This window comes from Tropicibacter sp. S64, assembly GCF_049803835.1.
GTDB lineage: Bacteria > Pseudomonadota > Alphaproteobacteria > Rhodobacterales > Rhodobacteraceae > Pacificoceanicola.
The window spans coordinates 221,000-245,786 of the sequence record NZ_JBNAGK010000004.1 but is presented as its reverse complement, the minus strand read 5'-3'; the positions used below and the strand labels follow the sequence as shown (position 1 = coordinate 245,786).

The following is a 24,787-nucleotide window of genomic DNA, read 5'->3' as shown; positions in this document are numbered from 1 at the left end:
TTTCTGGAGCCTCTACCATTGGGGTGAAGTGCCGGAGGGCAGCCAGCAAGCACCTTGTCCCACGAGCGCGCCCGTGGTCGAAGCGGCGGTGAGCAATGCGTCAACTGTCCCGAATAGCGGGTGCCCCTTATCAACAAAAGTGGCCTTGAAGCAGGGATCGGCTGCGGTTGGCCATTCAAGGATCATCGGATCGTTTGCCGCAGGGACACGAAATCCGTTTGCGGTAGCATGATCGCGAATGTCACGCGCCGGAGCGGCCGGAACTACCATCCTCACGTCTCCGTGGCCGGATTCCCCAGAAGCATACCCATATACCATTACGTTGGTGCTGGATGCGGGAGCTTCATGGGCGCCCAAATTTGAGACAAAACGCATTCGAAGGTCGAATTCCGCACGCGGCCTTTGATACTTCCCCTGAAACACTCCGAATCTTACCGTACCAATTGTCGCGACGGGCACACTGACGTTTGCCGTACCACTGCCTCCGGAGAAGTGTCTCGCGCTGTCTTTGTTTAGGCGGATTACCAAGCCAGCAGCCCCACCCGCGAGGCTCGATCCAGTCAATGCCACAGCGCCTTGCGTGGGCGTCATGATGCCTGGTGCGAACAGTACATATGCCGGAAATGGCGGCCGCGGACTTGAGGTAAGTGCTGCGGCAGGAGTAGCGGTCGGCACCGTGTTCGGTAACGTCGGCTGAGCGGCCGCCGACGAAGCTGCAACAGGGCCAGTGCTGCTCTTCGTTGAGACTGATGGGAATTTGATAAGCGGCTTGAGCCCGACTTTGTTCAACGTTCCCCCACTGCTCGTAGAGGCGCTTTGCGTCGTGCGTGGAGTTGGTGCAACCCCAAGGACACCTGCGGCGACAAGGGGCGCGAGGTCGGATAGCGATGAAATCGATGAAATCCCTGGCCGGGTGTCAGTGAACCAAGCGTCGATCGCCGATGCTACGTCCGACAGGACATCATCAGGATCTCCGGTGGAGGAGTCCAAGAGCATACCTGCCTCAATATTCATCCCCGAAATGCCGGGAGAAGTCAGATTTGCCGATCCCACGTATGCGGCCTGCGTACCGTCTTGTCTGGTTAAATGATAAACCTTCGGATGGAAGAGGCCTGCTGAATAACTGACAACACCGATCCGTGCGTTTGCCCGCGGGCTGCCGACAAGCTGGAGGAGTGTCTCGATATCTGGCTCCCCGGTCTCTCCTCCGTTAGACCCGATCACACAACTCGTCAAAAGATCTTGAGTCTTGAGCTCGTCTATCACCGGCACCAACGGTGCCAAGCCATCTGCGCTAAAGTAACCGGTCTGCCACCGTAGAGCTCCCACCGACAGCGGGTCGAAGCTGGCGAGCCATTCGCCAAGAACGTCAGTTGTGTTTCGAGATGCTGAATCAATGTATCGCACTGACAACCACTCCGCTTGGGGGATGTGGTACGAATATCAGCCGCTTATGTCTGAGCACAAGCAGCATACCGTGAGCCAGTTGTACCGAGAGCAGAAACTCGAAAGAGCCGTATAGATCATCGCGCCGTGCGGGTCTCCGCCGCTGCATCAGCCATGCTAACGCGCCTCATCTCCGAGTTCGATCTGTGTTCCATTTCACGTAACGCCACTGGCGTCGAAATCGAGTTCGCGGATCACGAAAAAAACATACAAGATCAATCTGTTGCAAAGAATTCACCAAAATGGCGCAGTCATGAGGTTCGGAGAATATCGCGCCTGAGAGACCGCTTCCGGGTCACCTGGTGCCGCGGCCAGTGCTCAGCCCCTCCCGCATAACCCTCGAACATAACGGAAAAATCCGGCCGCAGCGGGAACGGGAGAAACTTTTCTCAAGGGCAAGTGGCGGAGACGAAGGGATTCGAACCCTCGATACCGTTTCCGGTATACTCCCTTAGCAGGGGAGCGCCTTCGACCACTCGGCCACGTCTCCACCGACGCGTATAGCCAAGCAAACGCAGGGAGTACAAGGCCATTCTGCCCTGTTTGGAAAAAACCTACCTGCGGCTTTCTGAAGGGGCGAATGGCTTGTGCGCTGCGGGAATGGCAAGCGGGATGGGCGGGTCCGCCTGATCCGCAGAGGAGCCGTCCACTCGGTGGGCGCGTTCGCCCCGACACCCTGCGGAAAGACGCAAAGCGAGGCTCGAAGCCTGTCTTGCCCGTTTCGGCGCTGGGGGCGAACCCGAACCGGGAAGAAGAGGTTTCGCTGGCAACGGATCACGCCCCTTGGTCCCGGGCCGACTTCGCGGTTTCCGCCCGGATACCTCCATCCGGGCGCAAGGTCGGGCAGGCGGTGATCAGTCTGCCGCGGTGACCCGCCAGATCACGTCGCCGACGTCGTCGGCCATCAGAAGCGACTTGCCGCCGGGACCGATGGTGACCCCGACAGGCCGCCCGTAGGCCAGTTTCTCGTCGTCCGACAGGAAACCCGACAGGATGTCCCGCGCCGGTCCGCTGGGTTTGCCGTTTTCGAAGGGAACGAAGATCAACCTGTAGCCGCTGAGTTTGGAGCGGTTCCACGAGCCATGCTGGCCAATGACCATACCGTCGCCAAAGCCGGGCAGGGTGCCCTCCGGCATCCAGCACAGACCAAGCGAAGCCGTGTGCCCGCCGAGCGCATAGTCCGGCTGGAGCGCCTTGGCCACCATCTGCGGATCCTGCGGCACCCGATCGTCGATGGTCTGTCCCCAGTAGCAATAGGGCCATCCGTAGAAACCGCCATCCCTGACCGAGGTCAGGTAATCCGGCGGAGTTTCGTCGCCGAGGCCATCGCGTTCGTTGACCACCGTCCAGAGAGCGCCGGTCACCGGCTCCCAGGCCATGCCCACCGCATTGCGCAGGCCGGAGGCGAAGATCCGGGCCTTGCCGGTCGCGACGTCCAGTTCCCAGATGGCGGCGCGGCCTTCCTCGACCGCCATGCCCTGGTCGGCGATGTTGGTCAGCGAACCGACCCCGGCATAGATCTTTGTCCCGTCGGGGGAGGCCAGCAGGCTGCGGGTCCAGTGGCCATGCGGTTTGAAGCCCACGAGTGTCTCGCCTTCGCCCTGCAGCGGCTGGCCTTCGACATAATCGAAGACGCGAATACCGTCGGTGTTGCCGAGATAGAACCGTCCGTCCACAAGCGCCATACCGAAGGGCTGGTTCTGGTTCTCCACGAAGACCTCGCGGATCTCGGCGATGCCGTCGCCGTCCGCATCGCGCCAGAGGGTGACGCGGTTGGCGCTCTTGCCGATGGCCTTGACCCGGCGCATGGTCGCCTGCGCGGCGTGGTCCATGAAGGTCTTGGGCGGGCCGGCCTGTTCCTTGGACTCGGCGACAAGGACATCGCCGTTCGGCAGCACCTCGATCCATCGGGGGTGGTCGAGGCCGGAGGCAAAGGCGTTGACCTTGAGACCCGGTGCGCAGGTCGGGACGTGACCGTCCTTCCAGCCTTCGGCGACCGGCATCTTCAGCGTCATGATGCCCTGTTTGCGGGCTTCCGGGATGTCCGGGCTGGCGCCGAAGGCCTGATGCGCGGGTGATCCCATGCGGCGGAAATAGGCGACGGTGCCGCCGACGACGGATGTGGCCTTTGCTAGGATGCTCATGTCTTCGGTCCTTTCAGGAAGTCTCGGCGGCCCCTGTGGTGCCGCCATTCGGCCAAAAGGCGGAAAGGCGCCCCGGGGAGCGCCTTTCCTGGGTTTCAGGTGATGTCAGGCGAGGTCGCCCGGCAGCAGCGCGTCCGGCATGTTCTGGTAGCAAACAGGGCGCAGGAAGCGGCGGATGCTGAGTGTGCCGACGGAGGTTGCGCCGAAGTTGGTGGAGGCGGGGTAGGGGCCGCCGTGCACCATGCTGTCGGCCACTTCCACGCCGGTCGGGAAGCCGTTCACCAGGATGCGACCTGCCTTGCGCTCCAGCACCGGCATCAGGCGTCGGCCAAGGTCCGTGTCGCCGTCGTCCATGTGCAGGGTGCAGGTCAGCTGTCCTTCGAAGCCTTTCGCCAGTGTCTCCATGTCATCCGGGCCGTCGACGCGCACCACGAGGCCGAGCGGGCCGAAGACTTCCTCGCCAAGCGCGTGGTCCTGCAGGTAGTTCTCGGAATCGGTCTGGTAAAGGTTCGGCGAGGCGTTGCGGCCTTCGCTGTCGGTGACAAGCACCGGCTCGACCGCGTTGCGCCCGTCAAAGCGCGTCTTGCCGTCCTTGTAGGCGGCGGCGATGCCGTCGGTGAGCATGCACTGGGTCTGAACGCCCTTCAGCGCCTCGGCAGCGGCATTGACGAAGGCGTCGCCCTCGGCGCCCTTCTGAACCACGGCGATGCCGGGGTTGGTGCAGAACTGACCCGCACCCATGGTGAGCGAGCCCGCCCAGCCGGTGCCGATGGCCGCGCCACGCGCCTTGAGCGCCTCGGGCAGGATGAACATCGGGTTGACGGAACCAAGCTCGCCGAAGAAGGGGATCGGCTCCGGGCGCTGTGCGCAGAGGTCGAAGAGGGCGCGGCCGCCACCAAGCGAGCCGGTGAAACCGACGGCCTTGATCAGCGGATGCTGGACGAGGGAGGTGCCCACGTCACGCTTACCGCCTTGGATGAGCGAGAAGACGCCCTTGGGCATGCCGGTTTTCTCGATCGCGGCATGGATGGCTTCGGCGACGATTTCGCCGGTGCCGGGGTGGGCGCTGTGGCCCTTGACCACAACCGGGCAACCAGCGGCCAGCGCGGCAGCGGTGTCGCCCCCGGCGGTGGAGAAGGCCAGCGGGAAGTTCGACGCGCCAAAGACTGCGACTGGGCCAATAGGGCGCTGGACCATTTTCAGGTCGGGCCGGGGCAGGGGCTGCCGATCCGGCAGCGCCGCGTCGTGGCGACGGTCGAGGTAATCGCCGTCCATGATATGCGTCGCGAACAGGCGCAGCTGGCCGGTGGTGCGGCCACGCTCACCCTGCAGGCGGGCTTCGGGCAAACCGGTTTCCTCGGTGCCGATCTGGGTGATCGCCTCGGCGCGGGCTTCGATCTCATCGGCAATCGCGTTGAGGAAGTCGGCGCGCTGCTGGCGCGTGGAATAGCCGTAGGTCCAGAACGCCTCTTCGGCGGCCTCACAGGCGCGGTTCACCAGTTCGACGGTGCCGACGGAGAAGTCATGCGCCTCGCCCGTCGCAGGCTCGGACTTGAAGGTCTGGCCGGAGGCGACCCATTCGCCCGCGATCAGATGTTTGCCATGCGGTTTGAACGTCATTCGAAAATCTCCCGTATCTGCCTCATTTGCCCCAGCGGAGGGCAACGAGGTCCATTTCCTTTGCGAGGCTCAGCAGACGGTCCTTGGTCCGCTGGCTCATCGGCTTCAGGGGATGGCGTACATGGTCGGAGCCAATGACACCACCCTCCATCATCACGGTCTTGGCCGCCCGCAGGCCGCATTGCCGGTTTTCGTGGTTGATCAACGGCAGGCACAGTTTCCAACGCGCGAGGGCCGCATCCTGGTTCCCGGCAAGATACTCTGTGACAATCGGCCGGATCATGTCGGGCTGGAGCGCCGAGGTCATGGTGCCGGTGCAGCCCGCGTCGAGATCGGCCAGCAGCGTCACCGCCTCCTCGCCGTCGAAGGGACCGACGATATGCTCGCCGCCTTCCTCGATCAGTGCCGCGAGCTTGTCGGCGGCAAAGGGGGTCTCGATCTTGAAATAGGAGACATTCTCGATCTCTTTGGCCATCTTCACCAGGAGCGGCACCGGGAGCGACACGCCGGACAGTGGCGCATCCTGCACCATGATCGGGATGTCGATCGCATCGCTGACCATCTGGAAATGCTCATAGATGCCCTCCGGGCCGGGAACAAGCCCGACGCCGTGGTAGGGCGGCATCATCATGACCATGCTTGCGCCGAGATCCTGTGCGGCCTTTGCCCGCTTCGCGGTGATCGGCGAGTGGAAATGGCTGACGGTGACGATGACCGGCACGCGGCCCGCGACCTGCTCGTGGCTGATGCGCATGACGCGGTCGCGCTCCTCGTCCGACAGCAGAAACTGCTCGGAGTAGTTCGCAAGGATGCAGATGGCGTCGACACCCTGGTCGATCATGCAGTCCATCACGCGGCGGCAGCCTTCCTCATCAAGAGAGCCATCGGCGTGAAAGGGGGTGGGGGCGACGGGCAGGATGCCGGTAAGCGGGGTTTTCATAGCTGTCTCCTCAGAAATCAAAGGGGGCGACGATTTCGCGCCGTCCCAGCATGTGCGCGTCGGCCACATGCACGAAGGGGCTCAGGTCCATGTCGATGGCGCCAAGGCTCACCAGTTCGGTCATGCGGGCATAGAGCCGGGGATACTCGCCGGAGAGCGGGCTGTCGTCGCCCGCGTGCTCGGCTCCATCGAGAACCATGCGCGCGCCGCCCTCGTGGAGCGAGAGCGTGCCTTGCGTGGTCTCGACGTCGATGGACCAGATGTCCTTGTCCTCCTCGCGCCAGTCGAACTCGGCGGAGGTGTTGCCGGTGAACTGGAGCCGCGCCGCAATCGGCGTCTGCCGGTTCGCCGGGTATTCCAGCGTGGCGGAGGTCAGGTGCACGGGCTTCGGCAGGATTTCCGTCAGGATGCTTAGCGCATTGATGCCCGGATCGAAGACGCCCATGCCGCCGGGCTCGAAGACCCAGTCCTGCCCGGGATGCCACTTCCGCACACTCTCGCGCCAGGTGATATGGGCGCGGGTGATGGTCTTGTCCTTGAGCCACTCCTTCGCGGCAGGCACCTTGTCGGCGCAGCGCGAATGCCAGGTGGCAAAGAGGCTGACGCCCGCCTTCTTCGCCATCGCCTCAAGCGCATGGCATTCCGCCAGAGAGGCGCCGGGGGGCTTCTCCAGCATCACATGCCGCCCCGCCGCGATGGCCTTCGCGGCGTAGTCATAACGCGGCACCGGGGGCATGCAGAGCGAGACGACCCGGATGTCCGGCCTTTGCTCCAGCAGTGTGTCGAAGTCGGTGAAGGCCTCCACGCCATCCACGGACCCGTGGCGCGAGCAGGTGGCGGCAAGTTCCCAGTCCTCGCTCCCGGCAATCGCGGGAACGTGCTGGTCGAGGGCGATCTTGCCCACGCCGATGATCGCGATCTTCATCAATGCGAATCCTTTCCGACCGGCGCACCGCGACAGCCCTTGAGGAAGTCGAGATCGGCGCCGGTGTCGGCGCCTTCGACATGCTGCTGGTGAAGCCAGGCGTAACCAGACGTCGGCCGCTCGTGGGTCGGCTGCCATGTCGACAGACGCTCCGCCAGCTCGGCATCGGAAATGTCGAGATGCAGGCGGCGGTTCGCCACGTCCACCTCGATCATGTCACCGTTCCGCACGACCGCCAGCGGACCACCGGCGGCGGCTTCGGGCGACGTGTGCAGGATCACGGTGCCATAGGCTGTGCCGGACATGCGGGCGTCGGAAATCCGGATCATGTCCTTGATGCCCTTGCGGAGCACCTTCGGCGGCAGACCCATGTTGCCGACCTCGGACATGCCGGGATAGCCCTTCGGTCCGCAGTTCTTCAACACCATGATGCAGGTCTCGTCGATGTCGAGATCCTCGTCGTTGATCTTCGCCTTGTAGTCGTCGATGTCCTCGAAGACCACGGCGCGGCCCTTGTGCTGCATGAGCGCGGGCGTTGCCGCGGAAGGCTTGAGCACCGCGCCGTTCGGGGCCAGGTTGCCCTTGAGCACCGCGATGCCGCCCTGTTTGGTCAGGGGCTTGTCGACCGGCAGGATCACGTCCTCGTTCCAGTTCGTAGCATCCTTGACCTCCTCCCACATCGTGGAGCCGGAGACGGTCAGCGCGTCCCTGTGCAGCTTGCCGCCTTCCCCCAGACGCTTGAGCACCACGGGCAGGCCGCCCGCATAGAAGAACTCCTCCATCAGGTACTTGCCGGAGGGTTGCAGGTTCAGGATCGTCGCCACGTCCCGCCCGCAGCGGTCCCAATCGTCGAGCGTGATGTCGACGCCGACGCGCCCTGCGATGGCGAGGAGATGCACCACGGTGTTGGTCGAGCCGCCCACCGCACCGTTGGTGCGGATGGCGTTCTCGAAGGCTTCTCGGGTCAGGATGTCCGACGGCTTCAGGTCGTCCTTGACCATCTGCACGATGCGCCGGCCTGAAAGCTGGGCCATGACGCGGCGGCGGCTGTCCACCGCCGGGATCGCGGCGTTGCCACTGAGGGCCATGCCCAGAGCCTCGGCCATGGAGGCCATGGAAGACGCCGTGCCCATGGTGTTGCAGGTGCCTGAGGAGCGGGTGACGGCGGCCTCCGCGTCGAGGAATTCGTCCTGCGTCATCTCGCCCGCCTTCACGGCCTCGGAGAAGCGCCACAGGTGCGTGCCCGCGCCGACCCGCTCGCCCTGGAACCAGCCATTGAGCATCGGCCCGCCCGTCACGACGATCGACGGCAGGTCGCAGGAAGCAGCCGCCATCAGCAGCGAAGGCGTGGTCTTGTCACAGCCGACCATCAGCACGCAGCCGTCCATCGGCTGCCCCCGGATCTGCTCTTCGATGCTGAGCGCGGCGAGGTTGCGGAACATCATCGCCGTGGGGCGGAAGGTATTCTCCGACGCGCTGAACACCGGCACCTCCACCGGGAAGCCGCCCGCCTCCCAGATCCCCGCCTTGACCTTCTCCGAAAGCTCCCGCAGGTGGCCGTTACAGGGGGTCAGATCGGACCACGTGTTGAGGATGCCGATGATCGGACGACCATCGAAAAGGTCATCGGGGTAGCCCTGATTCTTGAGCCATCCCCGGTGATAGATCACATCGCGGCTGGTGCCGCCGTACCATTCCTGACTGCGCAGCTTGCGCGGCCACTTCGCCGGCTTGAACGCCATGGCTCCCCCCATTTTCGGTGTTTGCCGAAGGGGTATCAGGGGTCTCGCATATCAATCAAATCTGGATTTGGCAGAAGTGGATAGCGTTTTTGGTATGAAGCGGAGACGCATGGTTGCCGAAGCGAACTTTATTGATAGGCTCTGGGCCATAGAGGAAAGGAAATGCGATGTCCGTCGGGGCAGTCAGCAGCGCGCCAATCATTCCAGCCGAAATCGGTCTGCTACCCTGGCCCTCTGGACGGGCTCGCGAGATTGGGTCGGTCATCGCCACATTGGACAGACTATCCGAGGTCTTTCGAACGCCATTCTTTCTGGACGAAGAGTCGGTCTTTGCCATCCTGCGCCTGCCGCATGTTGGATTGGTGTTGCTCAGTCTTGATCTGAAATATGTCCCAGGTCGGGAAGCGGTCATGGACGGGGACTTTGCGCCAATAAGCAAGGAGACTTTCTTCGCGGTCCATGTCGATGCAGAGGTATCCGATGAGACCTGTGCCCGTGTCTTCGGGGAACTTGGCGGCGAGGGTGTCCGGTTCGATTTGCATTGAGCCACCTTCTTGCGCACGTTGCGAGATGAGAGGGAATGTGGTCACAGCAGCAAAGGGCGCTCTGCGCCAGACAAGGCAGCGAATATCTGCCCGCAGAGCCGCAGCAGGTCGTCGGCATCGCCCGCTCCGCACTCGATCTGACCATGCCCCTGAACGGCCTGCGCCACCCGCCGGAGGGGCAAGCCTGCGGCTGGTTCCTCTGGGGCGGAGAAGTGTTTCGGAGTTCTTCCCGCCTCTGCACGTCAGCCACCTCGCAGAGCGTCTGCCGCTGGTCTTGCCCTATCTCGGCCTCGCCCCCGGCTGGCGTTTCCTCGTGACGCCGACCTACGAGGATGTGTGGTTCGATGCGGCTCTTCTGAAGGTTTGAGTGCGCCTCACACCCCCAGATACTTCCCCGCGATCTCCGCCGTGATCTGCTCCGGCGCACCCATCCAGACCGAGCGCCCGCGTTCGAGGATCACCGCCCGGTCCGCCACCGCTCTCAGTTCCTTCAAGGACTTGTCGATGATCAACATCGCCATGCCGGTCTCGCGTTTCAGCACTGTCAACGCCGACCAGATTTCCTGCCGCACGATGGGCGCAAGCCCCTCTGTCGCCTCGTCCAGCACCAGAAGCCGGGGGTTCGTCATCAGCGCCCGCCCGATGGCCAGCATCTGCTGCTCGCCGCCCGAGAGGCTCCGTGCGATCTGCCCCTGCCGTTCGGACAGACGGGGGAACAGGTTACCGACCTTCGCCATGTCCCAAAACCCCGGCCGCGCCGCCGCCGTCAGGTTCTCCAGCACCGACAGATCCGCAAAGCAGCGCCGTCCCTCCGGCACCAGCCCGATCCCGAGCCGCCCGACCTCGTGCGAGCGCAAAGGGTGCAGGTCCCGCCCGGCAAATGTCAGCACTCCGGAGGAGGGCATCATCCGGCACAGGCATTTCACGCTGGTCGACTTGCCCATGCCATTGCGTCCCATGAGCGCCAGCACCTCGCCTTCGGCAAGGGTGAAATCCACGCCAAAGAGCGCCTGCGCCGCGCCATAACGGGCGGTCAGCCCCCGAACCTGCAACAGGCTCATGACGCTTCCCCCAGATAGGCCTCGCGCACGGCGGCATTGTTGCGGATCTCCTCCACGGTCCCCGTCGCAATGATCTGGCCGTAGACAAGCACGCTGATCCGGTCCGCGAGGGCAAAGACCGCGTCCATGTCGTGCTCCACCAAAAGGATCGGAGCCTCACGCCTGAGCTCGTCCAGCAGCCGCGTCAGGGACGCGCTGCCTTCCGTGCCGAGGCCTGCCATCGGCTCGTCCATGACGAAGACCTTTGGCCTCAGCGTCAGCGCGACCGCCACTTCCAGCAGCCGACGCTGGCCATGCGAGAGCTCCGCCGTCACGGCTGACGCCTGCTCCGCAAGGCCGACCCGTGCCAGCGCCGCCTCCGCCGTGTCCCGCATGGTCTTGTCCGACAAGGCCGGGCGAAAGAAATGCCAGGGCGATCCGGACGCGCCGAGGGCACCGAGCACCGCGTTCTGGAGCACCGTGTCGTCCATGGCCAGCTGGCTGACCTGAAACGTCCGTGCCAGACCAAGCCGCGCCCGCGCCTGCGGTGGCCGCGCCGTTACCTCCACGCCAGCGAGGTGCACGGAGCCGCTGTCCGGCACCAGCGTGCCGCAGATCTGGCCGATCAGCGTCGACTTGCCCGCGCCGTTCGGACCGATGATGGCGTGTATCTCGCCCGCGCACAGGGAGAGCGAGACATTGTCCGAGGCCCGCACGGCACCGAACGCCTTTGTCAGCCCCCGGGTTTCCAGCAGCACGTCAGTCATGGGCCACCCGGCGACCGGCCAGGAGCCCGATGAGGCCGCCCTTGGCGAACAGCACGATGACCAGAAGCAGGGCGCCAAGGAACACGTGCCAGTAGTCGCTCAGCCCCCCAAGCCAGTGCTCCAGAAGGACAAAGACCACGGCACCGACCACTGGCCCGAACAGCCGCGCAGTGCCGCCGAGTATGAGAAAGACCATGAGCTCGCCCGACAGTTGCCAGCTGAACATGGTCGGACTGACAAAGCGTGACAGATCGGCGAACAGCGCCCCCGCCAGCCCCGTGATCGCGCCGCTGATCACGAAGGCCACAAGCCGCAGCCGATAGGGATCGAGCCCCACGGCCCGCGCCCGCTCCGGAGCCTGCCGCGCCGCGTTCAGGGCGAGACCGAAGGGGGACCGGGCCAGGGCATGGCCCAGCAGAAGCGCAAGACAGAGCAGCGCGAAACACAGGCCGTAGAACTGGATCGGCACCAGCGTATTCAGCCCGGGAAAGCCGTTGCGGACGTAGATCGACAGCCCGTCCTCACCGCCATAGGCGCTCCAGCTGATGGTGAAGAAATAGAACATCTGGCCGAAGGCGAGGGTGATCATGATGAAATAGACCCCGGAAGTGCGCAGCGACACCGCCCCGATCACCAGCGCCGCGAGCGCCGCGGCAACTACGGCGACAAGCCAGATCACCGGCATCGACTTCGTGCCTTCGATCAGGAAAGGCCACTCCGCGAGCGGCGTATAGCTCTGCGCATGGGAGGCAAGCACGCCCATGGCATATCCCCCGATCCCGAAGAACACTGCATGGCCAAGGCTCACCAGCCCGCCGAGTCCCAGCGCCACATTCAATCCGACCGCCGCCAGCGCCAGGACCACCGCCCGTGTGGCCAGCGTGATGGTAAACGGCTCATCTGCCCAAAGCGCCCAAAGCGGCACGATCACCAGCCCTGTCAGCACGCCAAGATTGACCCATGCCTCCCGGCTCATGCCCGCCCCCTGCTTCTTTGGTCCCCAAATACCTGGGGGATCCGGGGGCAAAGCCCCCGTGGTAAAATTTTGTCCCGGCAAAATTTTCGCCCGGCCTCGGGGCGGGGCGCACCATTCACGCCCGCACTCCGAACAAACCCGTCGGCCGCCAGATCAGCACGCCTGCCATCAGGATGTAGATTGCCATGGACGCCAGCGCCGCTCCCGCCTGTGTCGCCGCTGCAGGGGCCATGAAGAGTTTGAACATTTCCGGCAAGAAGATGCCGCCGAGCGTATCCGTCAGCCCGACCAGCAACGCTCCGATCAATGCCCCCTTTATGGACCCTATCCCGCCGATGACGATGACGACGAAGGCGAGGATGAGCACCGGCTCGCCCATGCCCACCTGCACGGACTGGATCGCGCCCACCAAAGCCCCCGCCAGCCCCGCCAAAGCGGCTCCCAGAGCAAAGACCAGCGTGTAGAGCCGGTCGATGTCCACGCCAAGCGCCGCGATCATCTCGCGGTCGTTCTCGCCGGCGCGGATGCGGATGCCGAGACGGGTGCAGCCGATCAGCCAGAACAGCAGGACCGCGACCGCAAGCCCTGCACCGATGATCGCGAGGCGGTAGGCGGGATAGAGGATGTCGAAGGGCAGGGTGACAGGCTGCGCCAGAACGGCGGGCACGTCGAGATAGAGCGGGAAGGAGCCAAAGAGCCAGCGGGTGCCTTCGGAAAAGATCAGGATGAGCGCAAACGTAGCGAGCACCTGGTTGAGGTGGTCGCGGGCGTAGAGCCTGCGGATCACCACGCGCTCGATAAGCGCCCCCGCCAAAGCCGCCCCCGCCAGTGCAGCCACCAGACCGAGCAGGAAACTCCCGCTCCAGCCCGCAACGGCGGCGGCGCAGAAAGCGCCGACCATGTAGAGCGAGCCATGGGCGAGGTTGATCAGCCCCATGACGCCGAAAATCAGCGTCAGGCCCGCGGCCATCAGGAACAGCATGATGCCCGATTGCAGCCCGTTCAGGACCTGTTCGAGGATGAGGGTCAGCGTCATGTCAGAGGGTCATGTCCTCGATGGAGTGAATGCCGCCGTCCCAGCCCTGGGCAAGCTCGAGCGCGTCGGCGTGGTCCGGGTGCAGGGTGGTAACGATATCGGACCAAGGCTCCTGGCGCGGCTTGCCCGCGTCGAAATCGAACAGCAGGAGATCGTCAATCTCGTCATGCACGGCATCCGCGTCGTCGCCCCAGACCGCGATCACGATACAGCCCTGCATGGCACAGTCTTCCACGAAGGCGGGCAGGCGGCCCAAGTCGGTCAGCGGGGTCTGCAAGAGGCGGATCATGTCTGTTGGAGCGCGCCGGGGCATAGCCCCGGCCTGCGAGAGCGATGCGGAGGAAAACAGGGACCGCGCAGAACCACGGTCCCGTAGGGCGGGGCTGTGCCCCGCACCCCTCGCCAATCACATCTTGCACTCATCCACATAGGCGTTCGCGCGGTCTTCCATCGCGGTGGCGACGATCTTGTTCGTAAAGATTTCCCCCTCCTTGATGACCTCGCGGACATAAACGTCCTGTACCGGGTGGTTGTTGGCCGCGAAGGAGAACTTGCCCCGCACGGAAGCGAAATCCGCCGCCTTCAGCGCCGCGCCAAACGCTGCGTCGTCGTTCACGTCCGCCTTGTCGACGGCCGAGAGCAGCAGGTTTGCCGTGTCATAGCCCTGTGCCGCGTAGATCGACGGCAGGCGGCCATACTTGGCCTCGTAGCTCGACACGAAAGCCGCGTTGGCTTCGTTGTCCAGATCCTTGGACCAGGTGGACGCATTCTTCACGCCGACCGCCGCATCGCCGACCGCCTGAAGGATATTCTGGTCGAAGGAGAAAGCCGGGCCGACCAGCGGCAGGTCGACGCCGGAGGCGGCGTATTGCTTGAGGAAGGAAATCCCCATGCCGCCCGGCAGGAAAAAGAAGACCGAGTCCGCGCCGGACGCGCGGATCTGGGCGATCTCGGCGGCGTAGTCGGTCTGGCCGAGTTGGGTGTAGATCTCGCCCGAAAGCGCCCCTTCGTAGAAGCGCTTGAAGCCGGTCAGGCTGTCCTTGCCCGCCGGGTAGTTCGGCGCGAGGATGAAGGTGTTCTTGAAGCCCGCCTGCGTGGCATAGGCGCCCGCGCCCTCGTGCAGGTTGTCGTTCTGGTAGGAAATCGCGAAATAATTCGCATTGCAGCCCGCGCCCGCAAGCTGCGCCGGGGCAGCGTTGGTCGAGAGGTAGAACAGCCCCTGCGCCGTCGCGGCGGGCACCACGGCCATTGCGAGGTTCGACCAGACGATGCCGGTCAGCACGTCGACCTTCTCCGATTGGATCATCTTGTCCGCCAGCTGCACCGCAATGTCCGGCTTCTGCTGGTCGTCCTCGACCACGACGGTCACGTCGTCGCGGCCCGCGTTTTCCAGCGCCAGCAGGAAGCCGTCGCGCGTGTCGATGCCGAGCGAGGCACCGCCGCCGGAAAGCGTGGTGATCATGCCGACCTTGACCTCGGCCTGCGCGGACATGGCGGCGGCGGCGAGGGCGGTGGTGAGAAGAAGTCCCTTGAAGGTCATGAGAAAAGTCCCTGTCTTTTTTGGTTTTTTATACGTCGGAAAGGCTCAGAAGGCCCGGAAGGTCAGCGTCGTCAACGTCCGCTCGATCCCGTCGATGTCGAGCAGGTGGTCGTTGATGTACTTGCCGACGTCCTCGCCCTCCGGAATGTAGAGCTTGACCAGCAGGTCATACTCGCCGCTCGTCGAGAAGAGTTCCGAGTGGATCTCGCGCAGCACGATATCGCCCGCGACGCGGTAGGCGGTGCCGGGTTTGCAGCGGATCTGGATGAAAACGCAGGTCATGGGGTGCGCTGTCCTTGTGTGGTTCCGGGGGTGAGCCTTGCGCATATCGCGGGGCATTTCCAGCCCCAAAACGGGACCACCCGGCGGCAGCCCTTGCCCCGCGGCGGCGGATGTGGACATCTGGGACGGAGTTTGCCGGGGAGGACGCACATGGCCGCCGAAGTATTTTCCGAAACCGCTTGCGCGCTCGGCGAGGGGCCGCTCTGGCACCCGGAGCGCGGGTCGCTGTTCTGGTTCGATATCAAGGGACACCGGATGTACGAGCTGGGCGGCGAGACCGAGCGGCACTGGCAGTTCGACCGCGCCGTCTCGGCTGCGGGCTGGGTCGACCACGACCGCCTGCTGGTGGCCACGGCGCGGGACCTCGTGCTGTTCGACCTGACCGACGGCACCCACGGCCATCTCGCCGAGCTTGAGGCGGACAAGCCGGAGACACGCTGCAACGACGGGCGTGCCGATCCGCAGGGCGGTTTCTGGATCGGGACCATGGGGTATGACTGCGAGACGGGGATGGGGGCGATCTATCGCTATTATCGGGGCGAATTGCGCCAGCTGTTCTCTGGCATCTCCATCCCCAACGCGATCAGCTTCACCCCCGACGGCCGCCACGCCTATTTCGCCGATACCGGCGTGCAGAAGGTCTGGCGCGTGGCATTGGACGACGATGGCTGGCCGGACGGTGAGCCTCAGTTGTTCCTCGATCTGAAACCGGAGGGGTTCGCGCCGGACGGGGCCGTTGTTGATGCGGTGGGCAATTTCTGGAACGCGCAATGGGGGGCGGGTCGCGTGGCCTGCTATGCGCCGGATGGCAGCTTTCAGCATGCGTTTAAACTGCCCGCGAGCCTGACCACCTGCCCGGCGTTCGGTGGACCCAGCCTGACGACGCTGTTCGTGACCTCGGCAGCGGATGGGGCGCCGGAGGGGCAGACGGCAGCAGGCAAGACCTTCATGCTGGATACGCTGGTGACGGGCCAGCGCGAACACCGGGTCATCCTGTGACCGGCCCGGAGCCGCATCCGCGTGATGTCTTGCGGGAGGGGGAGACGATTCTCGACGTGCCGCTGCCGACCGACGTCGGGCTGACCTTCATCGGCACGATCCATACGCCATTCACGGCGCGGGGGATGTGCCCGCGCCAGGGGGATGTCGAGGACGGCCCGGAGTGCCGGATCGTGCTATTGCCCGAACTGGAACCCGCGCTGGACGGGATCGAGCGATTCGAGCGCATCGAGGTGCTCTACTGGCTCCACCTCGCCCGGCGCGATCTGTTGACCCAGAGCCCGAAGGGCGACGGTGCGGCACGCGGCACCTTTTCCCTGCGCTCGCCGCTCCGGCCCAATCCCATCGGCACCTCCAGCGTGCGCCTGCTGCGCCGAGACGGGGCAACGCTTTTGGTGCGCGGGCTGGACTGTCTCGACGGCACGCCGCTGGTCGATCTGAAGCCGGATCGGTGCAGCTACGCGGTGCAGGCGCGGGCAAAAGGGCAGGATTGATTCAAAACCGCCTCATATTTGCGCAGCGCGCGCAAAAAACAGCCAATCTGATGGCGTCTGCCGCATTCTTCAGCGCAAACGTCCCGCCGGTATCAGCGGATGCCTTGAGGCTGGAAAGGGTAGGGCGGAGGCTCGGCCCAAGACCTGCGAGGAGCCTGCCATCCCTTACGATCACACATCACCAATGTCTGCCGCGATGACCGCGCCGCAGCGGGCGCGGGGACGGGCGCATCTTGTTGCCAAGTGCCGCGACGGCCGGTCGGTGATCGGCGATCTGGCCATGTCCGGCAGCAGCAAGCTGCTGTTCCCGCAGACACGGGGGGCGATGCTGGACGCGGTCTATCTCAATTCTTCGGGGGGCGTGACCGGCGGCGATGACTTCACCATGAGCGCGGAGGCCCTGCCGGGCGCATCGTTGCGCCTGACCACGCAGGCCGCCGAACGCATCTACCGCGCCGCGCCGGGGGCTCCGGGGCGGGTGCACGCGGCTTTGCGGGCCGGGGAGGGGGCAAGCCTGACGTGGCTGCCGCAGGAAACGATCCTCTTCGACGGGGCGGCGCTGGACCGGACGCTGACGGTCGACCTCGCCAAAGGCGCAAGGCTGCTGGCCTCCGAAGTTCTGATCTTTGGCCGTGAAGCCATGGGCGAGACGGTGCAGGACCTACACCTGCGCGACCGGATCGACCTGCGCGTGAGCGGCAAACTGGTGTTTGCCGACCGGCTGCGCCTGGATGGTGATACCGCCGCCACTCTTGCAAAACAGACCGTGGCAGGCGGCGCTATCGCCCTCGCCTCCGTGCTCTGCGCGGCGCCGGGAATAGCCGAATGGCTCGACGCGCTGCGGGCCGGGCTGCCCGCGACCGCCGGCGCCTCGGCCCTGAACGATGACCTTGTGTTCCTGCGCCTTCTCGCGCGTGATGGATTCGAGTTGCGGCGTTGCCTCGTGCCGCTGCTCACCGACCTCGCCGGGGCGGACCTGCCCCGCCCCTGGATGCTGTAAGAGCCTGACAAGAGACAACACACGATGAACCTGACCCCGAGAGAAAAAGACAAGCTGCTGATCGCAATGGCGGCGGAAGTCGCCCGCAAGCGGCTCGCCCGCGGCGTCAAGCTCAACCACCCGGAAGCGATTGCGCTGATCACCGACGCGGTGGTCGAGGGTGCGCGGGACGGGCGTTCGGTGGCGGAGATGATGCAGGCCGGGGCGCAAGTGATCACGCGGGATCAGTGCATGGAAGGCGTGCCGGAGATGATCCACGAGGTGCAGGTGGAAGCGACCTTCCCCGATGGCACCAAGCTGGTGACGGTGCACAATCCGATCCGGTGAATTTCGAGGTTTTTCAAACAGAAGAAGCGAAAGGGACAGTGACATGATGAAACTTGGTCTGACGGCGGCTGCGGTGCTGGTGGCGGGTCCTGCGTTGGCACATCCGGGTGTGCATGTGCATCCGCATGACGGGGCAAGCTGGATGGTGATGGCGGCGGCGCTGGCGGTGATCGCTGTGTCCGGCGGTGTGGCTCTGGCGCGGGCACGGGGACGCAAGTGATCCCCGGCGAGCTTTTCCCGGCAGAGGGCGACCTGACCCTGAACGGCGACCGGACGGCGATCACGCTGATGGTCGCCAACACCGGCGACCGTCCGGTGCAGGTGGGCAGCCACTACCATTTCGCCGAGGCCAACGCGGCGCTGGACTTCGACCGCGACGCGGCGCGGGGCATGCGGCTGGACATCGCCGCGGGCACCGCCGTGCGCTTCGAGCCGGGCCAGAAGCGCGAGGTCAGCCTGATCCCCATCGCCGGGGCGCGGAAGATCTACGGCTTCAATCAGGCGGTGATGGGAGACCTCTGAGATGGCGACGGTCGTGCGGGTGCGCGGAGAAGACCAGATCGCGGCGGCCTCCGCCCTGGTCTGGGAATTCTTCGACACCGTGCGCGTGCGATATCCCGACATGCAGGACGAAATCGACGCCTATATCGCGGATCAGGACGTGAAAGGTCAACTCGCCAACTTCGAGGCCTTTTTCCTGCCGCCAAGGGGCGAATGTTTCCTTGCCGAGCACGAAGGCCAGACCGCCGGGATCGTCATGCTGCGCCCTGCAAAGGACGGCGATGGAGAGATGAACCGCATGTATGTGCGCGAAGCGTTCCGGGGGCTGGGTCTTGGCCGTCTGCTCTGCGTCGAATGCATTGCCGAATCCCGCCGCCTTGGCCACGGAACCTTGTGGCTCGATGCGCTTTATCGTCATGTCGAGGCCCTGCCGCTCTATGAGAGCCTCGGATTTCAACGGTACACCGACCCGGACGCCTACGGCGGCGACGACACCCGGGTCATCCACATGAAGCTGAGACTGACATGAGCCGTTCCCACACTCCCGATCCGTTCACCATGATGCGCCTTGGGCACCAATTGTCGCTGATGTCCGTTGAGGCGGGCGCGGTGATCTGGATGCGCACGCTCGGCATGCTGGGGCTTTGGCGTGTGCCGAAGACCGAGAACGTCCGCATGGTTGCCGAAAAGCAGGCCGCCTTTGCCGAAGCCGGCCGCGCCGCCTTCTCCGCCACGTGGAAGGGCAAGTCGCCCGAAGCCGCGCTGGCCGCCGCCGTCAAGCCGCTGCGCCGCACCACCAAAGCCAATTCCCGCCGCCTGTCGAAGCGCAGGACCGCGCGGTAAACGAGACAACAAGGACCGATCATGCCCGCCAAGATTTCCCGTTCCGACTATGCCGCCATGTTCGGCCCGACCACCGGCGACAAGCTGCGTCTGGCGGACACCGACCTGATCATCGAGGTCGAGCGCGACCTGACTGCCGAAGCCGTGGGCGCGGCTCAGTCCGGCGGCTCGGGCGCCAATGCGGCAATCTATGGCGAGGAGGTCAAGTTCGGCGGCGGCAAGGTGATCCGCGACGGCATGGGCCAGTCGCAGGCCACGCGGGCCGAGGGTGCGGTCGACACGGTGATCACCAATGCGCTGATTGTCGACTGGACCGGGGTGTACAAGGCGGACGTGGGCTTGCGTGACGGGCGCATCCACAAGATCGGCAAGGCCGGCAACCCGGACACCCAGCCCGGCGTGAACATCATCGTCGGGCCGGGCACGGAGGCGATTGCCGGGGAAGGGCGCATCCTGACCGCTGGCGGCATGGACAGCCATATCCACTACATCTGTCCGCAGCAGATCGAGGACGCGCTGCATTCCGGCCTGACCACCATGCTCGGCGGCGGCACTGGCCCGGCGCATGGCACCCTTGCGACGACCTGCACACCGGGGCCCTGGCACCTCGGGCGGATGCTCCAGGCGGCGGATGCCTTCCCGATGAACCTCGCCTTTGCAGGGAAGGGCAATGCCTCGCTTCCCGGCGCTCTGGAGGAGCAGATCCGGGCCGGGGCCTGCTCGCTCAAGCTGCACGAAGACTGGGGCACGACGCCGGGAGCGATCGACTGCTGCCTTTCGGTGGCGGATGCCTGGGACGTGCAGGTGATGATCCACACCGATACCCTGAACGAGTCCGGTTTCGTCGAGAACACCGTGAAGGCCATGAAGGGCCGGACGATCCACGCCTTCCACACCGAAGGCGCGGGCGGCGGTCATGCGCCTGACATCATCCGCATCTGTGGCGAGGAGTTCGTGCTGCCGTCCTCGACCAACCCGACGCGGCCCTACACGGTGAACACGCTCGAAGAGCATCTCGACATGCTCATGGTCTGCCACCATCTGGACAAGTCGATCCCGGAGGATGTGGCCTTCGCCGAGAGCCGCATCCGCAAGGAGACCATCGCGGCGGAGGATATCCTGCACGACATGGGGGCGTTCTCGATCATCGCGTCGGACAGTCAGGCCATGGGGCGCGTGGGCGAGGTCATCATCCGCACCTGGCAGACCGCCGACAAGATGAAGAAGCAGCGCGGCAAACTGGCCGAGGAGACCGGCGACAACGACAACATGCGCGTGCGCCGCTACATCGCGAAATACACCATCAATCCGGCGATTGCCCATGGCATCAGCCATGAAATCGGCTCCATCGAAGAGGGCAAGCGGGCGGACCTGGTGCTCTGGTCACCCGCCATGTTCGGGGTGAAGCCGGAGATGGTGCTGATGTCCGGAACCATCGTCTGTGCGCAGATGGGCGATCCCAACGCGTCGATCCCGACACCGCAGCCGGTCTATTCGCGCAGCATGTTCGGCGCCTATGGGCGCTCGGTCGAGCACTCGGCGGTGATCTTCGTCAGCGAAGCGGCGCAGGCGGAGAACATCCGCGGGACACTGGGTCTGGCGAAGCAGACGGTGGCGGTGAAGAACACCCGGGGCATCGGCAAGTCCGACCTGAAACTGAACACGGCGACGCCGAAGATCGAGGTGAATCCGGAGACCTACGAGGTGCGCGCCGATGGCGAGCTTCTGACCTGCGAGCCGGCGAAGGTTCTGCCCATGGCACAGCGGTACTTCCTGTTCTGACGGGGGAGGCCGGGCGCAAATTCCTTTCAAGGAATTTGCAAAAGTCCGTCCGGACTTTTGTTGCCAGCCGGGAGGGCCGGAAAACCGCCGTTGACGGCATTCCCGGCTTCTGGCGCAGTGGGCGCAAGCATCGACAGGAGAGAGACATGCGCAGCCTGACCCTCATCGCCGCCCTCTGGGCCCCCGCCGTTCTCGCGGAGTGCCCCGTGGCGGCGGATCTCGACACCGGCATCCGGATGCGCACGGCGGATGGGGCCTACGAGGAGCTCAAGACCTTCACGCCCGGAACCGTGACGTCTCATTACTACGAAAACGGCACACTCGACTCGCGGGTCCTGCTGGCGCGAGGGCTCTACATGGTCGAGTTCATCCAGGCCAGGGACGGCGCACTCGACACCACGGCGCGGGATACCTACAGCTATGGCCACAGCCCGCAGGACATCCCCCTGCCGGAAGTCGGCAAGTCGCTGCAGATGCCGGTGGTCATCAACGAGGGTGGCGAGATTTCGCAGGGCCTCGACGTCTTCGAGGCCGATCCGGAGACGACCATGACGTTTGGCGACTGCACCTACACGGTCCTGCCGGTGCGCATGTACTTCGACCCGGCGGACCGCGAGACCTACGACATCCTGCACTACCTGCCGGACCTGGGCGCAAGCTATCTCGCCCGGTCGTTCTATCCGGGGGCGGATGACGTCTATGACTATGTGGCCATCGAAAAGATGGAATGACGGCGCATTCCGCGCCCTGAAGGAGCCGACATGAAGACCGCGCACAGCTACCACCCGCATTCCCACAAGGGTTTAAGCGACCGGCTGATCCTGAGCTACGAAGACCGCTTCCTGCGCCGCAAGGTGCTGGTCATGGCCTCGGGCGGGACGCTGCTGGTGGACCTCGCGCAGACCACCTCGCTGGATCATGGCGGGGTGCTGGTCACGACGGAAGGCGAAGAGATCGCGGTGGAGGCGGCGGTGGAGCCGCTGCTCGCCATCACCGGCGCGGACATGGTGCGCCTCGCCTGGCACATCGGAAACCGCCACACGCCTTGCCAGATCGAGCCGAACCGGCTGCTGATCCAGCCCGATCATGTGATCGCTGACATGCTGGTCCGGCTCGGTGCCCGGGTCGAGGAGGTGGAGGAGCCGTTCACGCCGGAGGGCGGGGCCTATGGCCATGGCCGAACCCACGGGCACGACCACTCCCATGCCCACGGCCCGGAGGGCCATGCGCACGGCCACGGCCACACTCACAGCCATGACCACTGACGTGATCGAAGACCCCCTGCTGGTGCTGCACCAGCTGTTCTCGCCATCCTTCCCGGTGGGGGCGTTCGCCTGGTCGCACGGGCTGGAGACGGCAATCTCCGAAGGGGTCGTGCGCGATGCGGCCTCCGTCGAAGCCTGGCTGCGAACCGCTTTGGAGCACGGGGCGGGATGGTCCGACGCGGTGCTCTGCGCGCGGGCGGCGTTCGGGGATGACCTTGCGGCCCTAGCGGACCTCGCTGCAGCCCTCGCCCCGTCGTCGGAGCGCCGGGCGGAGACGCTGGAACAGGGCGCGGCCTTCGCCCGGACCGTGCGCGACGTCTGGGGTGTGGCAGTCCCGGACGCGGCCTATCCGGTGGCGGTGGGCGCGGCAATCCGGGCACTCGGGTTGCCGGTGCAGGATGGTCTGCGGCTCTTCCTGCAAGCTTTCGCCGCCAACCTCACCGGCGCGGCGGTGCGTCTCGTCCCACTGGGCCAGACCGCAGGGCAACGCATCACCCGGGCTTTGGCACCGCTCTGCCGGTCACTCGCGGACAAGGCCCTGAGCGCCGATCCGGACGACATCGGCGGCTTCGCCCCGATGCTCGACATCCAGAGCATGCGGCACGAGATCCTCTATTCGCGGGTCTTCCGCTCTTGAGACGACAACAAAGGAGGATGCCATGGCATCTGTGAACGGCCCCCTGCGGGTCGGCATCGGCGGGCCTGTGGGCGCGGGCAAGACCAGCCTGACGGCGGCGCTCTGCGCAGCCCTGCGCGACCGCTGCTCGATGGCGGTCATCACCAATGACATCTACACCCGCGAGGATGCGGAGGAGCTGATGCGGCGGCAGGTGCTGCCGCTGGAGCGGATCAGGGGCGTGGAAACAGGCGGCTGCCCACATACCGCGATACGCGAGGATGCGTCGATCAATCTCGCGGCGATTGCCGAGCTGAATGAGCGCTTCGACGATCTGGACCTGATCCTGATCGAAAGCGGCGGCGACAACCTGTCGGCCACCTTCAGCCCGGAACTGGCGGATGTGACGATCTACGTGATCGACACCGCCGCGGGCGAGGAAATCCCGCGCAAGGGCGGCCCGGCCATCACGAAATCGGACATCCTCGTCATCAACAAAACCGACCTCGCGCCCTATGTCGGCGCGTCGCTGGAGGTCATGGAGCGGGATGCAACCCGGATGCGCGCGGGACGGCCCTGGCTGTTCGCACAGGTGAGGAACGGCAAGGGCGTTGAGGAAGTGGTCGATCTGCTGGTGAGAATCGGCGGGCTAACGCTGAAAGAGCCGGTGGACGGCTGACCGAACGCGAAAGCGGGGCACAGCCCAGCCCTACGTACCGTCACCACCAGACCTCAGGCGAACACGCTGTCCTCGCCATCTCTCTGCAACGGTCTGGTCGCCGCAGGGCGCTGCGCGGTGATGCAAAGCGAGGCGATGGGGGCGCCGCGGTCATGGCGGAGGGTGCAGGGAGTCAGGCGCACGCCGGTGAACCCGGCCTGCGCCAGGAGGTCGGTGACATACGCCCGGCTGTGCGCGAACCGGCGGCTCTCGCGCAGCGTCAGCGGTGCGCTGTCGTCGCGTTCGAGCGTAAAGGCCAGGGTGCCGCCCGGCTTCAGCGAGGCGGCGCACCAACCGATGATCTGCTCCAGCGCACCGAGGTAGATGAACACGTCGGCGGCGGTGATCAGGTCCCAGGTTTCCGGCTGGAGATCCAGCGCCCCGATGTCGCGCTTTTCGAGGAGATCGTAGAGCCCTTTCGCCTCGGCCTCACCCAGCATGTTCTGCGACAGGTCATACCCCGCGAGGTGCCGGACATGCGGGCGCAGTTCCTCGCCCATGAGCCCCGTCCCGCACCCGAGGTCGAGCGCCTTCTCGGCGGCGATCGCCGTGCCGAGCGCCCGGGCGAGGATCTGCGGCCCCCTGTAGTGCAGCTTGTCCTGCAGGGAGGCGTCGAAGCGGGGTGCGTACTGGTCGAACAGCAACTCGACGAACGCGCTCGGCATGCTGTCGGCGACGGGTGCGCCGGACAGCAGATCGCGCTTGAGCCCGGCGCCGAGCGGGTCGGCCGGGTCGGCCTCCACGGCGTGGGTCCAGGCGTCGCAGGCCAGCTGCGTCTCCCCGAGCAATTCGTGGTATTCGCCCAGACGGAACCATCCGGCGGCCCAGCCCGGAGCCAGATCGAGCGCCCCGCGCAGGGCCTCGATCGCACCGGCGAGATCGCCAAGATGGGCGAGGGTTTCGGCAAAGCTGGCGCGCCGGTCAGCGGCCGGATCGCCGGAGGGAAAGGACGTGCCTCTCATCTGTCAATGTCCAAAGGGGCGCTCATTTGCCCTTCGAAAGGCCACGCGGCGCGATCACGCTGCTGTCCTGTCGGACGCATCGACGGCGCAGATAGGCAATGGCACTGATCCTGTCAATCCATCACCGGAGCACCCCGATGCAGTGCATTTGACGGCGGCCGTCTGGCGCGCGCCTATGCTTCTTTGGTCCTCAAATACCCTCGGGGTTTGGGGCAGAGCCCCAACCGGGCGGCGTGGGGAACGAAAGACGCCCCCCCGCGGGGCTGGGGAGCCACAC

Annotated in this window: 28 protein-coding genes, 1 tRNA gene and 1 pseudogene; 14 read left to right on the top strand and 16 right to left on the bottom strand. The window is 65.2% G+C overall.

Going from position 1 to position 24,787, the window contains the following annotated elements:
* Positions 1-12: 12 nt before the first annotated feature.
* The 8 genes from ACP159_RS08805 to ACP159_RS08770 all read right to left on the bottom strand — a co-directional run bounded on the left by ACP159_RS08805 (position 13) and on the right by ACP159_RS08770 (position 9,359).
* On the bottom strand, positions 13-1,329 hold the full coding sequence (locus tag ACP159_RS08805) for a restriction endonuclease PLD domain-containing protein (RefSeq protein WP_425099366.1): 1,317 nt from the start codon (positions 1,327-1,329) through the stop codon (positions 13-15).
* 517 nt (positions 1,330-1,846) lie between these two features.
* Positions 1,847-1,936: transfer RNA gene (locus ACP159_RS08800), tRNA-Ser, on the bottom strand.
* Between the two features lie 364 nt (positions 1,937-2,300).
* Positions 2,301-3,590, bottom strand: a complete 1,290-nt coding sequence (locus ACP159_RS08795) for a PQQ-dependent sugar dehydrogenase (RefSeq protein ID WP_425099302.1) — start codon at positions 3,588-3,590, stop codon at positions 2,301-2,303.
* Positions 3,591-3,695: 105 nt separating this feature from the next.
* On the bottom strand, positions 3,696-5,210 hold the full coding sequence (locus tag ACP159_RS08790; protein ID WP_425099301.1) for an aldehyde dehydrogenase (NADP(+)): 1,515 nt from the start codon (positions 5,208-5,210) through the stop codon (positions 3,696-3,698).
* 22 nt (positions 5,211-5,232) lie between these two features.
* Complete coding sequence (locus tag ACP159_RS08785; RefSeq protein WP_425099300.1) at positions 5,233-6,150, bottom strand: dihydrodipicolinate synthase family protein; 918 nt, start codon at positions 6,148-6,150, stop codon at positions 5,233-5,235.
* 10 nt (positions 6,151-6,160) lie between these two features.
* A complete protein-coding gene (locus tag ACP159_RS08780; protein ID WP_425099299.1) occupies positions 6,161-7,075 on the bottom strand; it encodes a Gfo/Idh/MocA family protein in 915 nt (304 codons plus the stop codon).
* A complete protein-coding gene (gene araD, locus ACP159_RS08775) occupies positions 7,075-8,817 on the bottom strand; it encodes an L-arabinonate dehydratase (RefSeq protein WP_425099298.1) in 1,743 nt (580 codons plus the stop codon). Before araD ends, ACP159_RS08780 begins: the two co-directional genes overlap by 1 nt.
* A gap of 281 nt (positions 8,818-9,098) precedes the next feature.
* Positions 9,099-9,359, bottom strand: a complete 261-nt coding sequence (locus ACP159_RS08770; RefSeq protein WP_425099297.1) for a hypothetical protein — start codon at positions 9,357-9,359, stop codon at positions 9,099-9,101.
* Between the two features lie 38 nt (positions 9,360-9,397).
* On the opposite strand from ACP159_RS08770, the pseudogene ACP159_RS08765 reads away from it, so the two are divergent.
* Positions 9,398-9,729: pseudogene (locus ACP159_RS08765) on the top strand (immunity protein Imm33 domain-containing protein).
* A gap of 7 nt (positions 9,730-9,736) precedes the next feature.
* On the opposite strand, the gene ACP159_RS08760 reads toward ACP159_RS08765, so the two are convergent.
* The 7 genes from ACP159_RS08760 to ACP159_RS08730 form a co-directional block, all read right to left on the bottom strand.
* The gene (locus ACP159_RS08760) at positions 9,737-10,423 is read right to left on the bottom strand and encodes an ABC transporter ATP-binding protein (RefSeq protein WP_425099296.1); all 687 of its coding nucleotides are present in this window, start codon (positions 10,421-10,423) and stop codon (positions 9,737-9,739) included.
* On the bottom strand, positions 10,420-11,169 hold the full coding sequence (locus ACP159_RS08755; protein ID WP_425099295.1) for an ABC transporter ATP-binding protein: 750 nt from the start codon (positions 11,167-11,169) through the stop codon (positions 10,420-10,422). Before ACP159_RS08755 ends, ACP159_RS08760 begins: the two co-directional genes overlap by 4 nt.
* Positions 11,162-12,145 (bottom strand): branched-chain amino acid ABC transporter permease, encoded by a 984-nt coding sequence (locus tag ACP159_RS08750; protein ID WP_425099294.1) that lies wholly within the window; start codon positions 12,143-12,145, stop codon positions 11,162-11,164. The genes ACP159_RS08755 and ACP159_RS08750 overlap by 8 nt, the downstream gene beginning before the upstream one ends.
* A gap of 115 nt (positions 12,146-12,260) precedes the next feature.
* Positions 12,261-13,181 carry a branched-chain amino acid ABC transporter permease gene (locus ACP159_RS08745; RefSeq protein ID WP_425099293.1) on the bottom strand — a complete coding sequence of 307 codons (921 nt, stop codon included), beginning with the start codon at positions 13,179-13,181 and terminating at the stop codon, positions 12,261-12,263.
* A gap of 1 nt (position 13,182) precedes the next feature.
* The gene (locus tag ACP159_RS08740; protein WP_425099292.1) at positions 13,183-13,470 is read right to left on the bottom strand and encodes a hypothetical protein; all 288 of its coding nucleotides are present in this window, start codon (positions 13,468-13,470) and stop codon (positions 13,183-13,185) included.
* Positions 13,471-13,587: 117 nt separating this feature from the next.
* Positions 13,588-14,721 carry an ABC transporter substrate-binding protein gene (locus ACP159_RS08735; RefSeq protein WP_425099291.1) on the bottom strand — a complete coding sequence of 378 codons (1,134 nt, stop codon included), beginning with the start codon at positions 14,719-14,721 and terminating at the stop codon, positions 13,588-13,590.
* Between the two features lie 45 nt (positions 14,722-14,766).
* Entirely contained in the window at positions 14,767-15,003 is a 237-nt protein-coding gene (locus ACP159_RS08730) for an Lrp/AsnC ligand binding domain-containing protein (protein ID WP_425099290.1), read from the bottom strand.
* A 150-nt stretch (positions 15,004-15,153) separates the two neighbouring features.
* On the opposite strand from ACP159_RS08730, the gene ACP159_RS08725 reads away from it, so the two are divergent.
* From ACP159_RS08725 to ureG, 13 genes are all read left to right on the top strand, one after another.
* Positions 15,154-16,002 (top strand): SMP-30/gluconolactonase/LRE family protein, encoded by an 849-nt coding sequence (locus tag ACP159_RS08725; RefSeq protein ID WP_425099289.1) that lies wholly within the window; start codon positions 15,154-15,156, stop codon positions 16,000-16,002.
* 56 nt (positions 16,003-16,058) lie between these two features.
* Positions 16,059-16,496 carry a tRNA (N6-threonylcarbamoyladenosine(37)-N6)-methyltransferase TrmO gene (gene tsaA / locus ACP159_RS08720; protein ID WP_425099288.1) on the top strand — a complete coding sequence of 146 codons (438 nt, stop codon included), beginning with the start codon at positions 16,059-16,061 and terminating at the stop codon, positions 16,494-16,496.
* 184 nt (positions 16,497-16,680) lie between these two features.
* A complete protein-coding gene (locus ACP159_RS08715; RefSeq protein WP_425099287.1) occupies positions 16,681-17,496 on the top strand; it encodes an urease accessory protein UreD in 816 nt (271 codons plus the stop codon).
* A gap of 24 nt (positions 17,497-17,520) precedes the next feature.
* A complete protein-coding gene (locus ACP159_RS08710) occupies positions 17,521-17,823 on the top strand; it encodes an urease subunit gamma (protein ID WP_425099286.1) in 303 nt (100 codons plus the stop codon).
* 43 nt (positions 17,824-17,866) lie between these two features.
* Complete coding sequence (locus ACP159_RS08705) at positions 17,867-18,043, top strand: hypothetical protein (RefSeq protein ID WP_425099285.1); 177 nt, start codon at positions 17,867-17,869, stop codon at positions 18,041-18,043.
* Positions 18,040-18,345 (top strand): urease subunit beta, encoded by a 306-nt coding sequence (locus ACP159_RS08700; protein ID WP_425099284.1) that lies wholly within the window; start codon positions 18,040-18,042, stop codon positions 18,343-18,345. Before ACP159_RS08705 ends, ACP159_RS08700 begins: the two co-directional genes overlap by 4 nt.
* A 1-nt stretch (position 18,346) precedes the next feature.
* A complete protein-coding gene (locus ACP159_RS08695) occupies positions 18,347-18,853 on the top strand; it encodes a GNAT family N-acetyltransferase (RefSeq protein ID WP_425099283.1) in 507 nt (168 codons plus the stop codon).
* Positions 18,850-19,167, top strand: a complete 318-nt coding sequence (locus ACP159_RS08690; protein WP_425099281.1) for an antifreeze protein — start codon at positions 18,850-18,852, stop codon at positions 19,165-19,167. Before ACP159_RS08695 ends, ACP159_RS08690 begins: the two co-directional genes overlap by 4 nt.
* Before the next feature lie 21 nt (positions 19,168-19,188).
* Entirely contained in the window at positions 19,189-20,949 is a 1,761-nt protein-coding gene (ureC, locus tag ACP159_RS08685) for an urease subunit alpha (protein ID WP_425099280.1), read from the top strand.
* A 146-nt stretch (positions 20,950-21,095) separates the two neighbouring features.
* Complete coding sequence (locus ACP159_RS08680; protein ID WP_425099279.1) at positions 21,096-21,680, top strand: hypothetical protein; 585 nt, start codon at positions 21,096-21,098, stop codon at positions 21,678-21,680.
* A gap of 30 nt (positions 21,681-21,710) precedes the next feature.
* Positions 21,711-22,214, top strand: a complete 504-nt coding sequence (locus tag ACP159_RS08675; protein WP_425099278.1) for an urease accessory protein UreE — start codon at positions 21,711-21,713, stop codon at positions 22,212-22,214.
* Positions 22,204-22,851, top strand: coding sequence for an urease accessory protein UreF (locus ACP159_RS08670; RefSeq protein ID WP_425099277.1), 648 nt, complete (start codon positions 22,204-22,206; stop codon positions 22,849-22,851). The genes ACP159_RS08675 and ACP159_RS08670 overlap by 11 nt, the downstream gene beginning before the upstream one ends.
* 22 nt (positions 22,852-22,873) lie before the next feature.
* Positions 22,874-23,509: an urease accessory protein UreG gene (gene ureG, locus ACP159_RS08665; protein ID WP_425099276.1), complete on the top strand. Its 636-nt coding sequence runs from the start codon at positions 22,874-22,876 to the stop codon at positions 23,507-23,509.
* Positions 23,510-23,562: 53 nt separating this feature from the next.
* Here ureG and ACP159_RS08660 read toward each other — a convergent pair whose 3' ends face one another.
* Complete coding sequence (locus ACP159_RS08660; RefSeq protein WP_425099275.1) at positions 23,563-24,510, bottom strand: methyltransferase; 948 nt, start codon at positions 24,508-24,510, stop codon at positions 23,563-23,565.
* Positions 24,511-24,787: the final 277 nt, after the last annotated feature.